The 13,921-nt window shown below is 57.6% G+C and carries 13 protein-coding genes and 1 pseudogene; 11 read left to right on the top strand and 3 right to left on the bottom strand.

Annotated features, from left to right (window positions below):
- Window positions 1-103: 103 nt before the first annotated feature.
- Window positions 104-1,702: a tannase/feruloyl esterase family alpha/beta hydrolase gene (locus AC1RQ9_RS10955; RefSeq protein ID WP_485986913.1), complete on the bottom strand. Its 1,599-nt coding sequence runs from the start codon at window positions 1,700-1,702 to the stop codon at window positions 104-106.
- A 197-nt stretch (window positions 1,703-1,899) separates the two neighbouring features.
- Here AC1RQ9_RS10955 and AC1RQ9_RS10950 point away from each other — a divergent pair, with 197 nt between their 5' ends.
- From AC1RQ9_RS10950 to AC1RQ9_RS10940, 3 genes are all read left to right on the top strand, one after another.
- Window positions 1,900-3,099: a DUF3500 domain-containing protein gene (locus AC1RQ9_RS10950; protein ID WP_485986912.1), complete on the top strand. Its 1,200-nt coding sequence runs from the start codon at window positions 1,900-1,902 to the stop codon at window positions 3,097-3,099.
- Window positions 3,096-3,641 (top strand): hypothetical protein, encoded by a 546-nt coding sequence (locus tag AC1RQ9_RS10945; protein WP_485986911.1) that lies wholly within the window; start codon window positions 3,096-3,098, stop codon window positions 3,639-3,641. The genes AC1RQ9_RS10950 and AC1RQ9_RS10945 overlap by 4 nt, the downstream gene beginning before the upstream one ends.
- Before the next feature lie 278 nt (window positions 3,642-3,919).
- On the top strand, window positions 3,920-4,678 hold the full coding sequence (locus AC1RQ9_RS10940) for a DUF72 domain-containing protein (protein ID WP_485986910.1): 759 nt from the start codon (window positions 3,920-3,922) through the stop codon (window positions 4,676-4,678).
- A gap of 288 nt (window positions 4,679-4,966) precedes the next feature.
- Here AC1RQ9_RS10940 and AC1RQ9_RS10935 read toward each other — a convergent pair whose 3' ends face one another.
- Window positions 4,967-5,575 (bottom strand): TetR/AcrR family transcriptional regulator, encoded by a 609-nt coding sequence (locus AC1RQ9_RS10935; RefSeq protein WP_485986909.1) that lies wholly within the window; start codon window positions 5,573-5,575, stop codon window positions 4,967-4,969.
- Window positions 5,576-5,675: 100 nt separating this feature from the next.
- Here AC1RQ9_RS10935 and AC1RQ9_RS10930 point away from each other — a divergent pair, with 100 nt between their 5' ends.
- Both AC1RQ9_RS10930 and AC1RQ9_RS10925 read left to right on the top strand, forming a co-directional pair.
- The gene (locus AC1RQ9_RS10930) at window positions 5,676-7,082 is read left to right on the top strand and encodes a coniferyl aldehyde dehydrogenase (protein ID WP_485986908.1); all 1,407 of its coding nucleotides are present in this window, start codon (window positions 5,676-5,678) and stop codon (window positions 7,080-7,082) included.
- The gene (locus AC1RQ9_RS10925) at window positions 7,079-7,750 is read left to right on the top strand and encodes an NAD(P)H-binding protein (protein WP_485986907.1); all 672 of its coding nucleotides are present in this window, start codon (window positions 7,079-7,081) and stop codon (window positions 7,748-7,750) included. The genes AC1RQ9_RS10930 and AC1RQ9_RS10925 overlap by 4 nt, the downstream gene beginning before the upstream one ends.
- 374 nt (window positions 7,751-8,124) lie before the next feature.
- Here the strand turns inward: AC1RQ9_RS10925 and AC1RQ9_RS10920 are convergent, their stop codons facing one another.
- Window positions 8,125-9,015, bottom strand: a complete 891-nt coding sequence (locus AC1RQ9_RS10920; protein ID WP_485986906.1) for an AraC family transcriptional regulator — start codon at window positions 9,013-9,015, stop codon at window positions 8,125-8,127.
- 218 nt (window positions 9,016-9,233) lie between these two features.
- Between AC1RQ9_RS10920 and AC1RQ9_RS10915 the strand changes: the two genes are divergently transcribed.
- From AC1RQ9_RS10915 to AC1RQ9_RS10890, 6 genes and pseudogenes are all read left to right on the top strand, one after another.
- Complete coding sequence (locus tag AC1RQ9_RS10915) at window positions 9,234-9,635, top strand: VOC family protein (RefSeq protein WP_485986904.1); 402 nt, start codon at window positions 9,234-9,236, stop codon at window positions 9,633-9,635.
- Window positions 9,636-9,678: 43 nt separating this feature from the next.
- A complete protein-coding gene (locus tag AC1RQ9_RS10910; RefSeq protein ID WP_485986902.1) occupies window positions 9,679-10,650 on the top strand; it encodes a saccharopine dehydrogenase family protein in 972 nt (323 codons plus the stop codon).
- Window positions 10,651-10,670: 20 nt separating this feature from the next.
- A complete protein-coding gene (locus AC1RQ9_RS10905) occupies window positions 10,671-11,258 on the top strand; it encodes a DNA-3-methyladenine glycosylase I (RefSeq protein ID WP_485986901.1) in 588 nt (195 codons plus the stop codon).
- A 70-nt stretch (window positions 11,259-11,328) separates the two neighbouring features.
- Window positions 11,329-12,105 (top strand): SDR family oxidoreductase, encoded by a 777-nt coding sequence (locus AC1RQ9_RS10900; protein ID WP_172158682.1) that lies wholly within the window; start codon window positions 11,329-11,331, stop codon window positions 12,103-12,105.
- Window positions 12,106-12,120: 15 nt separating this feature from the next.
- Window positions 12,121-12,816: pseudogene (locus tag AC1RQ9_RS10895) on the top strand (SDR family NAD(P)-dependent oxidoreductase); the annotation flags it as partial.
- A 190-nt stretch (window positions 12,817-13,006) separates the two neighbouring features.
- The gene (locus AC1RQ9_RS10890; protein WP_485986900.1) at window positions 13,007-13,921 is read left to right on the top strand and encodes a LysR family transcriptional regulator; all 915 of its coding nucleotides are present in this window, start codon (window positions 13,007-13,009) and stop codon (window positions 13,919-13,921) included.

Raw genomic sequence — 13,921 nt, 5'->3', positions numbered from 1 at the left:
CATTGTATTTTTCTTTAATAACAAAAGTATCATGGGAAGTATTTTTTAAAACTTTTTGAAAAATCTTCAGAAAAAACTTTCTTATGGTCCGCTGGGCAAACCCTTAATGGGCGTCGGGCGATACGCAGGCAAAGCTGGCGGCATCATCCATGTTGCCATGGCCATCATAACGCGCGACTTTCGGCCATGCGCAGAGTGGCCGCGTACGCACGACCTGCCCATTGTCCACGCGGGCCGCAATGATCTGCTCCGGCGCCTGTTTGTGGCTGACCCAGTTATCAATCGCACCCAGCTTGCTGAACGTGTCACACGCCGCACCGCCATAGCAGTGTCCCATGCCCGGAATGGTTATCAGCCGCACCGCATCCGCACCCGCAGGCCCGGCATTGCGCTGCACCGCCTGATAATATCCCGCCAGCTGTTCAGGGTTATGCCCATCGTTCCAGCCGATATACATGAGCAGCCTGCCACCATGACGGAAGAAAGGCGTCAGGTTGTCATCCACATGCAGTAATGGCCCGACCTTGCGCGTGGCTTCCTGAATGTCCGTGTCCCATTTCAGCGTTGTCCAGTTCCAGTCCGGGTTCTGGAACGCTGCGTATCTGAACAAATCAAGGGCAACAGGGAACGGCTTGCCATCAGCCGAGAACCCGTCCTCGCTTCCCTTTGCCGGGCCGGGGAAAATGACCTGGTGCGTTTGCGGGTCAAGTGGCCCCTGATAGATATTATTGGCGGCCTGCACCTCGTTCGCAGTCAGGCATTTTGCCGTGTTCTTGCCCTTGCACTGCAACTGTTCGGGAGTGAAGGTGCATTTGTCCGGTTCATCCAGAAAACCCTGTTTCCTGCCAACCGGTGACGCACAGGCATTCATGACCGCCGTGTTCAGCAGGTGGAATTTGTCCCGCGATACACGCAGGGCCGGGTTATGGTAGCTCATCCACCCTGCCCATAACTGTTCGGCATTGAAGTTCACGATCGGATTGGGCGGCGCGCCAGCCACGATCCCGTCATAGTCCTCGGGATAGCGCCTGGCCTCGATCAGCCCTTCAAGTCCACCCAAAGAACAGCCGATCCAGTAGGCATGCGCCGCCTTCCGTCCATAGAAATTCCGGATCAGCGCCTTTGCCGCCACCGTCATCAGGTGATCGGCACGGTAGGCGTAGTCGATCATCTTTTCCGGGTGCCCCAGCGTAAAACGTCCCCCCTGCCCTTCGGGGGTGGAACTGTCATGCCCGGTGTCAGTGCTGGCCACGGCATAGCCTTCGGCTACACCCGTCGCCATGCCGTAATACATGAGCGAACCGGCCCAGCCAAAATTGCCAACCCCCAGCAGCTTGCCATTCCATCCCTTGAGCGGCAGCCAGACTTCCGTGCGGATACGGGAATCAGATGATGGATGCAGCGTAATCGCCACACGGCAGAACGCGGGATTGGGGGCCTGTGTCGGGCGGCCCGCCACATTCATGCCCGGTGCTGACATGATGCGGGTCAACTGGTCCTGTGGCGGCTGCCAGCTTCCGGCAGCTACGGTCTCCACCATGGTGAAGGTCGCATCCGGCAGGGCACGGTGGGCAAGATCGGCGCAGTCCGTGGCGTGGGCATCCGCCATACCCAGCACCACAAGTCCGGTCCCCGCGACCAGCAGGGACAACAGGCGGGACAGTCCGCATGAAGGTTTCGGACGGGATACAGGATGGGACATGACGGTTTCCTGACGGATCATTGCAACAGAGCGGCGGCCATGCCGGACAGTCCGGTAAAACGGATACCCCCATGACAACAGGCCATATTCTGGACAGGAAAACCACAAAAGGGAAAGCCCTTGATCCCGTGACGCCCGGCGGGCAGTGTTCGGTCACACGGGAACGATCCCATGCAATGGCGAAAAGCAGAGGACTGATGCGAAAGATTTCCCTGATGGCTGGTGGACTGTTTCTGGCCACACTCCCCATCATGGCCCGAACGGTCCCGGCCATGGCAGCCATGGCTTCGCCCGGCACGGGGACAGATCCGGCCACCAGCCAGACACAGGCCGTCGCCAGCGCCGCACTGTCCTTTCTTGCAACATTTGACGCCACCAGCCGTGCGAAAGTGCAGTTTCCATTTGTTACACAAAAATCCGGCATGCTGGCCCGCTTCCGGCGCAGCGCCCCTGACCAGCCTGTCCAGCCGGTAACCGACGCGCAGGCAGTTGCCCCCATGGCCCGTGGACCGGGCATGGGACCGCCCGGTGGTTTTATTGGCGAACGCTATGGCACGTCGGTGTGGTCCAACTTCCCGGTCAGTGACGTGCCGCGGCCGGGATTGCAGATGGGCCGGTTGACACCTGCCCAGCGCACTGCGGCATTCCATCTGCTGCAGACCGTTTTAAGCCCGAAAGGCTATCAGAAGGTCATGGACATAATGGGGGGCGATCAGGCGCTGGCGGATGCCGGCACGCCGTTCGCGTCGGGCAAAGCCGTCTATACCATTGCGATTTTTGGCAAACCGGGTACGACCAGCCCATGGATGGTGCAGTTTGGTGGCCATCATCTGGGGCTTAACATTGTCATTGACGGACAGCATGGTGTCATGACCCCGACCCTGACGGGCGCACAGCCTGCGATCTATCAGGCGGACGGCAGGACAGTGCGTGTTCTGGCAGGTGAAAATGACAGTGCCTTTGCCCTGCTGGATGCCCTGGATACAAAACAGCGCCAGCAGGCCATCCTTTCGTACAGGGTAGAGGATCTGGTGCAGGGACCGGGCCATGATGGGGAAACCCTCATTCCCGAAGGAATAAAGGGGTCTGCACTGACTACGACACAAAAGGATTTGCTGACAGGCGTGATCGGGGAATGGGCAGGGATCATAAACGACGCCTATGCCACCCCGCGCCTGAAGGAAATACGGGATGATCTGGACAATACATGGTTTGCATGGAGCGGCCCGACAACCCATGCGCCGGATCGTAATGGATCATCCTATTACCGTATTCAGGGGCCACGACTGCTGATCGAATTTTCACCACAGGGCGTGGGTGATGATCCGACCATGCATGTGCATACCGTCTATCGTGATCCTACCAACGACTATGGCACCGGGTATACCATGCCATGAACTGGGCCCGGTTCGTATGGCTGGCGATGATCGGACTGTCGGCAGCCCGTAGCCCTGCGTATGCACACCGGCTGGATGAATACCTGCAGGCCACGGTCATTGATGTCACACGACAGCATATTGCCATGACCCTGCGGCTGACGCCCGGTGTGGATGTGGCATCCGGTGTCATTAACCAGATTGACAGCAACGCAGACGGCATCCTGTCACCACAGGAACAGCAGGCTTATGTTGCACGGGTCAGGCAGGGACTGTCGTTTTCCATCAATGGTAACCCGGCCTCCCTTACTGTTGCCGATGCTGCTTTTCCATCGGTCATGACACTACGGACGGGAAGCGGTGTGATCAGCCTGCGCTTTCATATAGCGACCAGACTGACACCGGGTGCATATCAACTGGCCTATACCAATCATGGTGTGGGACCGGATACGGTGTATCTGGTCAACGGATTGCTACCCCATGATCCGGCCATTCATATCGAACGACAGCAACGTTCAGTCAATCAGTCCACTTACGAACTGGATTTTACGGTGGCGCCGTAAAAAAGGCGGAACATCATTCCGATGGATTGTTTGGGAACAGTCCTTTTATCCGGTTTTCAAGAAAATAGTGTTTCCTGAATATTTGTTATTATTGCAGGATTTTTCTGGAGCGATCTTCCGGACGGAATTGACAGCAGCCTGATCAAGCAGCCACGCACCGGACGAAATCACACAACCTGCATCCCGCCCAGGAAAAACCGGAAAGCAGGGCCATTGTGTAACTGGCATCTGTATAAAAAATGCTCCCTGACTGAAAATATGTTTGCAAGGAACCCCTCATGTCCATTCGCGTCGGCGTCGCCGGCTGGTCGATCCCCCCCGCACTGGCCAGCCGGTTTCCCACGGTCGGCACACATCTGGAACGCTATGGCGCGCGCATCGCGGCCGTCGAGATCAACAGCAGTTTCTATCGACCGCACCGACGCACGACCTATGCGCGTTGGGCGGCAAGCGTGCCGGCTGCGTTCCGCTTTTCTGTCAAGCTGCCCAAAACGATCACACATGAACGCCGTTTTTCCGACTGTCAGGCGTTGATCGAACGCTTTGCCGAGGAAACCGGCGGCCTGGGTGACAAACGTGGTCCCATCCTGGTCCAGCTTCCCCCCAGTTTTGCCTATCCCGGGGCTATTGCCGAACAGTTTTTCCATGACCTGAAAGCCGCGATCGCCGGACCGGTTGTTGTGGAACCAAGACATGCCAGCTGGTTCACACCCGAAGTCAGCCATATGCTGGAAAGACTGCAGATAACGCGGGTTGCGGCCGATCCGGCCAGACCATCCCCTGCGGCGCAGCCCGGGGGCTGGCGTAACCTGGCCTATTTTCGGCTGCATGGCTCGCCGCGCATCTATGAATCAATGTATACAAAAGAAGCTATTGAAGCCCATGCAAAAATCGTCACGTCCCTTGCCATGCGCGGCATTGATGTCTGGACGATCTATGACAACACTACCTATGGCGCAGCCACACAGAATGTATTTGAACTTATGGACATCCTTGACAAGGACAAACCCGGAAATGGATTGCCCGGTTCCAGATAGAAATCTGTATTCTGGATATTCTTGAAATCGTCAGATCAGAAAACATCATGCAATCATAAGAAAGGTTTCAGAAGGCTTCGAAGAATGCCACGATGGCCGCCCGCCTCGATCCCATGCGCTACAATCTCGCGTCCATCCCTGCGGTCTCGGCAGGGCGGGCTTCGTTCAGGCTGGTAACTGTTGACAGCAAAACAGCATCTGAAAAATAGCGGATCGGCGGCTTACGCCTCATTTTGGTTATCAGGGAAATTACCACTCATTCCAAAACGGCAACACGTCGTAGCCCAATCAATTGGTGCAGCACATGCCATCCAGCAACACGTCCAGCGCGGCCGGAACCGGGGCTGACCCGACCTTCTCTTCAAGCAACTGATGACTGATCGCCAGCATGGCCAGGCCGTGCACCTGCGCCCAGCTTGCCGCAGCCAAAGCGCTGACGGCAACCGGCCGGAAGCTTCCGTTACGTTGCCCCCTTTCCAGAAGATCCAGAAGAATCCCGAAGGTCTTCATGGCCGCGTCATGCAGTGGTGGGTCTATCGTCTTATCGGCATCGGAACTGAACATCAGCCGATAAAGACCGGGATTTTGACACGCAAACCCGATACAGGCCTGTGCCGCCGCCACGAATTGCGCACGCGTGGACGGCAGATCGGGGGACATGGCCTCCGTCAGGCTTTCCCCAAGCCTGACGAAGCCGATCCGGGCCAGTTCCCGCAACAGCATCTCGCGATCCCGGAAATGCTTGTAGGGCGCTGCGTGACTGACACCCGTGCGCCGCGCCACTTCCCGCAGGGTGAACGCCCAGTTCTGGTCTGTGGCCAGCATGTCCAGAGCGGTATCGATCAGGGCGCGGCGCAGGTCACCGTGATGGTAGGGGCGGTCCCTGGTTTCACTCATTCGTGAGGTCCATGTTTACACAAGAAACTTTTATTGACACCAGATCGTCATGCTCCATATTCTGCCTGCATAAGTTTCTCCTGTAAACATGGAGGATGCGATGTCCGATGTTACGCCCGCTGACCTGAACCATATTCTCGACCGCCAGCGCGCCGCGTTCCTGAATGCCGGGCCACCCGACCTGAAACAGCGCCGGGCCGATCTGCGGCGCCTGAAAGCCGAAATCCTGAAGCGGCGCACCGAGATCGTGCGCGCCCTGAAAACGGATTTTGGCCAGCGCTCGGAACGCGAAAGTGCCATCGTGGAACTGATCCCGCTGGTGCAGTCGATCAATTACATGATCGCGCATCTGGGGTGCTGGATGAAACCGCAGCGCCGCCACGTCTCGGCCTATTTCCAGTACGGTCGTGCCTGGGTGGTGCGGCAACCGGTGGGTGTCGTGGGGATTATCGCGCCGTGGAACTATCCGGTCTCGCTTGCCCTCGTGCCGCTGGCGACAGCGATTGCCGCCGGCAACCGGGCCATGCTCAAACCGTCGGAATTTACACCGGCCACATCGGCAGTGATTGGCGAGATCGTTCAGGCTGCCTTTCCCGCAGAGCAGATTTCTGTCGTGACCGGCGGTGGCGACGTGGGCGCCGCATTCTCGGCCCTGCCTTTCGATCATATCCTGTTCACGGGCAGCACGGCGGTTGGAAAGAAGGTCGCCGAGGCAGCAGCACGCAATCTGACCCCGGTCACGCTGGAACTGGGCGGCAAGTCGCCCGTGGTGATCGAACCCGGCTTTTCCATGCAGCGGGTGGCGGACCGCGTGGCGTTCGGCAAGCTGACCAATGCCGGGCAGACCTGCGTCGCGCCGGATTATGTGTTGGTTCATGAAGGCGACAGGGACGCTTTTGCCGCAGCCTATCAGGACGCGGTGAAAAAGCTGCATCCGGGCGGTTACGCCGGGTCGCCTGATTATACGGCCATTCTCAACACGCATCATTACGAGCGCCTGAGCGGTCTGGTCCGTGATGCCGAGGAGCATGGTGCGCAGGTCATCCGGATGGGGAGCGATTCAGCCGCCAGCCATGTCCTTGCGCCGGTTCTCATACTGGACGTCAGACCTGAACTGGCGGTCATGCAGGAGGAGATTTTCGGACCCATCCTGCCTGTGTTGACCTACAGGAACCTTGATGAAGCGATTGCTTTCATCAACGCCCGTCCCCGGCCTCTGGCCCTGTATTATTTTGGCGACAGCCGCGTTGAACGCGACAGGGTGTTGAAGAACACGATTTCAGGAAACGTGACGATCAATGGCACATTGATGCATTATGTGCAGGACGATCTGCCGTTTGGCGGTGTGGGGGACAGTGGCATTGGGGCGTACCATGGAAAGGAAGGCTTCATCGCGCTTACTCATGCCCGTGGGGTGTACCGACAGGGGCGTTTCAATGCGGCAACACTGCTTCAGCCACCCTTCGGCAGGCTTGCCGACACCATCACAAACCTGATCCTGCGATGACAACGCGCGTTCTGCTCATCGGGGGCACTGGTCTCATCGGGCGTTCTGTCGATGCGGACCTTGCCACGCGGTCTGATACCATCGTCACCAGCCTGACGCGCCGTAAATCATCTGGCTCCGATCATGTCATTGATTTCGAACGCCTGTGCGCGGCACCCGAGGTGACGTTACGGACCGTCGCCCCAACTGGCGCTGACGTGGCGATTTCCTGTCTGGGCACCACAATTCGTGCCGCTGGATCGCAGGCGGCCATGTTCCGCGTGGATCATGACTATGTCCTCGCTTTTGCCACAGCGGCACATGCGCTTGGCGCACGCCAATTCATTCTCGTTTCTTCCGTGGGGGCGGGCGGTCCCGGTTTTTACCTCAGGACCAAAGGCGCGATCGAGCGCGACATCAGGGCGCTCGGTTTCAGCCGCGTGGACATCCTGCGCCCCGGCATGCTGCTGGGTCACCGTGCAGAGGCACGACCGATGGAGGCGATCGGTCAGCGGCTGGCGGCGGCGCTGGCACCGTTCATAATCGGCAGGCTTGCTGGATATGGCGCGATTGACGCGAAAACTGTCACGAAGGCGATTGCCGGGCTTGTGGGACAGGTGCCAGATGGATGCCAGACATATGACAATGCGGACCTGCACCGGATCGCCAGTCAAACTGCCAACTCATGAGATGATCCGGTATTTCCGAAGAATTTTATATGCATCCTGCGCGTATATTCGGAACGCAGAAAGCCGCCCTTCCGGACGGCTTAGTATATTGATGGTATTGTATAAGATATGGTTGCGGGGGCAGGATTGCTTCTCAGCTTGCAGCAATCGCAAGTTGAGAGCAAAGCAGGATTAATGGGTTGTTTTAATGAACTTTTTTCTGCCTATGCATGAACGATTACTGAAAATAAATCGCCCCTGCCCTCATAAAACGTAGAATTTATGCATCCAAAGCCACGTCAGCTTCCGCCTCATTTATGCCCTCAGGAAGGACTACGGCTTTTCCAAAAGCGGACTTGGCCTGCATGCCGTTCCATAATCATAGTGAACAGCAATTAATCCCTGCCAGAAGTCATCCGCCGTAGTCGCACAACGTCTCTGGAGGGAGGAAGGCCAAACTGTCGTGCATAGTCTCGGCTGAACTGATTGGGACTTTCATATCCAACATGGAAGGCAACGAACGTTATATTGCCTTCGCCCGCGATCAGGAGCGATCGGGCATGGAGCAGCCTTACACGCTTCTGATACTGAAGCGGGCTCAGTGCGGTCACAGCCTTGAAGTGGCGATGAAAGGTGGAGATGCTGAGTGCTGCCATCTCTGCCAGGTCGCTGACACGTAGCGGTCTGGCGAAATTTTCCCGGATCCAGTGGACTGTATTGGCAACCCGCGAAAGGGCGGTGTCAGGTGTGGCGATGTCACGCAGCATCCAGCCGAGCGGTCCCTGCAGGACACGAAACAGGATCTCGCGTTCGTAGGCTGGCGCAAGGGCGGCAATTTCATCCGGGTGTTCCATCAGCCGTAGCAGACGAACCCATGCATCCAGTAGCTCCGGGGTAACAGGTGCGACCGAAAAGCCGGGACTGGAGGGATCGCTCCCAGCAGGTTCAGGCAGATCTGCCAGCAGACTGGCGATAATGGCGGGCGTCAGCGTCAGGCTCACCGCCAGGTAGGGCTGGCCCTTTTCCGACGGATGCAAGGCGCCGACGGCGGGCAGATCGACCGACATCACAAAATAGGTCGCTGGATCATAGCGAAGGGTCCGGCTGCCCACTGTCATGGTTTTTGACCCTGTCAGGATCAGGTTGATCATGGGATCATAGACGGCAGCGAGTTGATGCTCCGGGATTTCACCCTGCACCATGGCAACCCGCGGAATGCCTGTCTCTGTCCGACGGTTTTCTGCCCATGCGGCCAGTCGCCTGAGTTCCTGAAGCTGCGTTTCCATACCCGGCGTTGTTTCACAGCCCTTTCCCCCGATCAACGAAAAAGCAGAAACAGGCAGGTTTCAGATAGAAACGTGAGAGCAATCATCTGCTGCCGACATTATCTCTTGTTCCTCCAGGTCGGGCGATAAGCTCCGACGAGTATTGGCATGGGTTTCGGCGGCAACCGAAATGCCAGGCCATCGAAGTGTCTGGCTGTTATAATCTTTGAGGATTTCCCATGCTCGATCATATCTTTCTGACAGTGAGCGATATCAACCGATCGATCGCCTTTTACCAAGCCGTGCTTCCACACCTCGGAATCACAAACCGCCTCGATTATGACGGAAAGAATGCGCCAGTTGACTATCCGGATCTCAAGGGTTTCGGTGCCGGGGGCCGCATGTTCTTCTGGCTGCAACAGGGAGTGGCAGCAGCCGGGGCGGTCCATGTCGGTTTTGTCGCGGAGTCTGCCGCCATGGTGGAAGCGGCCTTTGAGGCTGCTCTGGCAGCTGGTGCAACCGGCATCCACTCCCCGGGGCCGCAGCTTCATTATGACCCACGATACTATGCTGCCCAGGTCCGCGATCCGGACGGCTACAGCCTCGAATTCGTCTACAAGAGCTGGCAGCATGGCCGCTGAGGTTCTGTGTATGATTCCTACTGAAAATCCCCCGCGGATACTGATGATCTATGGGGCTTATGGTTATACCGGCCGCATGGTTGCCGAGCATGCGAAAGCAGTCAATCTTTCCATCATTCTCGCCGGTCGCAGGGCAGACGGGCTTGAGGAACTCGCGACCCGGCTTGAGGCGGATTATCGTGTGTTCAGCCTCGAACAGAACACCGCCATCGATCTGGCCCTGTCAGATGTGACGGTGCTGCTGAACTGTGCAGGCCCTTATCGACGCACGGCTGAGCCACTGATGCGGAGTGCCATTCGCTGTGGGGTTCATTACCTTGATATCGCGGCGGAACTGGACAGCTACCGCCTTGCCGCGCAACTGGATACGATTGCCGGTGCCGCAGGCGTCATGCTGCTTCCGGGCAGCGGCGGCAGTGTTGCCATGCTGGGATGCCTCGCCGGGCATATGGCGGAACGCGTGCAGGCCCCCCAAAAAATCGCCATTGCGCTGAATGTCTCCGGCACCATGTCACGTGGCTCGGCAATCAGTGCTGCGGAAAATGTAACGCCGGAGACGCTGATCTGCAAAGACGGCCATCTTGTCGCATGTCCGGCACCCGACCAGAGGCCTTTTGATTTCGGCCATGGTGCGGTGTCATGTTTTTCGGTGACACTTCCAGATCTCATCACGATTGGACGGGCAACCCATATTCCGGATATCGAGACATTCGTGCATATCTCGGGCGATGCTTTTCCGGGTGGCGATCTCGCACTTCTTCCTGATGGCCCCGGCGTGCAGGAACGGGCAGCACACCGCTATCAGGCAGCGGCCGAGGTAACGGGAGCGAATGGCATCACAGTCCGTTCGGTTCTTGATACGGTGAACGGCTACACCTTCACGCCTCTGGCCGCAGTCGAAGCCGCGCGCCGCGTGCTTGGGGGCGAAGTCCACCCCGGCTTCCAGACGCCTGCCGGCCTGTTCGGGAACGGTTTTGCCGAGACCATAGCCGATACCCGTATCGTTGACCTGTAATGCCATACAAGAGGCGCTTCATGGATCATAAATGTCGTTGTGCCTGGGCCAGTTCGAGCCCCCTGATGCAGGATTACCATGATACCGAATGGGGCGTGCCAGAGCGTGATCCGCGCAAGCTCTGGGAAATGCTGATGCTCGAAGGCTTTCAGGCAGGACTCTCCTGGGAAATCGTGCTGCGAAAACGTGCGGCGTTCCGGGAGGCCTTTGTGGGCTTCGATCCTAGGAAAGTCGCTGCCTTCACCACAGAAGATGTCGGGCGACTGATGGGGAATGCTGGTATTATCCGTGCACGTGCCAAAATCGAGGCGACCATTCGGGGCGCACAGATTTTCAATGCGATGCAGGAGGCCGGGGACGATTTCGCCGCCTTCTGCTGGTCGTTCACAGACGGCAGACCATTGGACGGGACAGGGTCCGACACGGAAACTGAGTTATCCCGGACTATCTCGAAAACACTGAAAAAGCGGGGATTCAAGTTCGTCGGCCCGACCATCGTCTATGCCTGGATGCAGGCGATTGGCATCATCAACGATCATTCCCCATCCTGCTTCCGCAGAGACGCGGTTGAGAAAATGTCTGCAGGATCTGAGCACTGCAGACAGTAAGCGCAGCCACCAGGACGACGTCGCATCGTCATTCTTCTTTCTCAGACGTAATCTGGAGTTATCACGCAAGATGAAAAACGAGTTCGATAAGAAGAGAGTGCTGGTCACAGGCGGCACGAAGGGAATTGGCGCGGCGATTGCCCATCGATTTGCCGCATCAGGTGCACAGGTTGCAACAACGGCGCGCGCGCCCTCGGCCTCCCGGGATGCCGATCTCATGTTTGTCGCGGCTGATCTCGGGACAACCGCGGGCGTTGATGCGGTTGTGAAGGAAATTGAGAACAAATGGGGCGGACTTGATATTCTCATCAATAATCTTGGAGCCACGGCTACGCCTCCCGGCGGCTTCGAGACACTGACAGATGCGTTCTGGCAGCAGGTACTTGATATCAATCTGATGGCGCCAGTCCGTCTTGACCGTGCCTTCATTCCGGGGATGCTCGAAAGAAAGCACGGCGTGGTCATTCACATAGGCTCAATCGCCCATATCATGCCGCCATCACAGTCGACACTGGCCTATGCTTCTGCAAAAGGCGCACTACGAACTTACAGTAAGGGCCTTTCGAGGGCGGTTGCAGCAGGCGGCGTAAGGGTAAATATGGTGTCACCAGGTTTTATCGAGACGTCTGGTGCGCATGGGATGATCACGGAAATCCAGCAAAATAGGCACATATCCGAGGATGCTGCACGTCAGTACGTCATGAATATGATTGGCGGTATCCCTGTTGGTCGCCCGGGCCGTCCTGAAGAGGTGGCAGAACTTGTTGCGTTTCTGGCTTCTGACCGCAGCGGCTATATCGTCGGAGTGGATTACCTTCTTGATGGCGGCACTATTCCAACAGTGTAGCGAGCCGGTTTAGGGGCCGCAACGGCTGGGGCCCTCGCGGACCAGGGTGCCGATGTCGCGATCAGTTATGTAGCATCGGCCGAGAAAGCTTCAGCTGTCGTCGAAAGTCTGAAAGACAAAGGCATACGCGCGGTTGCGATCCAGGCGGATCAGGGTGATCCGGCCACCTCGGCACCGCTCATCGACAGGGTGATCGAGACATTCGGCAAGCTCGACATTCTGGTTAACAATGCTGCGGTCGCTTGGCAGGGCAAGACGCTCGATGATCCGACGATCGATAATGCGGCGATGGACCGGCAGTGGATGATCAACACCATGGGCGTTATTTCGAACATCCGCGCCGCGGCAAAGGTACTCCCAGACGGAGGCCGCATCGTCTCGGTCGGCTCCGGATTGCGCACGCGCGTCGCCTTCCCAGGCACGACCAATTATGCGGCAACCAAGGCGGCCGTTATTGGATACAGCCGCGGTGCCGCGCGCGATCTCGGTAAGCGTAACATCACGGTCAACGTCGTTCAGGCCGGAATAATGGATACCGATATGGCCGCCGGCTCAAAGGGCCATCTGCCACCAATCATCATGGAATCTCACGCGATCCAGAGGTTTGCCAAAGTCGGCGAAGTTGCCGCAGCGATCGTTTTTCTCGCTGGCCCTGATGCCGGTTTTATCACCGGATCGATCATCGATGTCGATGGCGGATTTAACTCCTAACAACCAGGAAACTTGTCATGCGCAGTTCCCGAATGAATCCTCAGGCATAAAGTTCTCTTTGACGAGATATAAAAAATTTCCAACACAAGGTTAAATAAGTGAATAAATATACTATGAGTTTCCGAATGTATTCTATACAACTAAAGCTTCTCTTTTCGGACCCAAGTCTGACAAGACAGCGACCGCAATAATGCGTCGCCCGCCGTTCGATCTGTGGCAATTGCTGTGCGTGCGGGCAATCGCCCAGCACGGCAGTATCCACGGGGCGGCGCGTTTCCTGAACACCCGGCAGTCGGCTGTAAGCCGATCCCTGCACAACCTGGAGGAACGGCTTGAGGTCAGGCTGTTCACCCGCTCCCCGGTCGGTGCCGCACCAACTGCGTTCGGCCAGGAATTCATCCGCTGGAGCCAGACGATCCTGGACAATGTGGCCGGCATGAACGCCCGCGCACGGCGAACGGGCAAGGGCGAGAACGGCCAGATCTCCGTCGGCATCCAGACCTGCGTCCTGCCTGGAAGACTTTCCGCCTTCACAGCGGAGTTCCGCACCACATATCCCGATATCGTCTTTCGTTATTCTGAGGGCACAGGCAAAAGGCTTTTGCGTCGCCTCCAGCACGGGCAGATCGATTTCGCGGTCGTCACCCGCCGCGATCTGGTCCCTGCGTTACGGGTTACGCCTCTGTGGAGCGACCGCATCGTAGCCGCACTCCCCACCGGTCATCCTCTCGCGACACAACCGGAAGTGTCCTGGGCGGACCTGCGTCATGAAATATTCCTGATCGGACGAAACAACGCTGGTCAGGACTTCGAGACGCTCATCCAGCGCAAGCTAGGAGAGACAGATATCGGCCCGAAGATCCGGCGTCATGATATCGGCAGCAATCGGGTTGTCGCACTCGTCCAGAACAACGAAGGCATCGCCCTGCTGCCCGCTTCGTGGCTGCCACTGATCCGCGATCAGCATGGGCATGGTGTCGCGACCATGGAAATCCGGGACGTCGACGGTTCCTCCCATCTGGAATTCGGGATCGTCTGGCGAGCGGACAACGAAAATCCCTGTGCCCAAACCTTTGCGCGGCATCTCGAATCTCATCGACAGTGA

Source organism: Komagataeibacter ossonobensis, from assembly GCF_057359305.1.
Note: the sequence above shows the minus strand (reverse complement) of the source record. Positions and strands in the feature narration are given on the sequence as shown.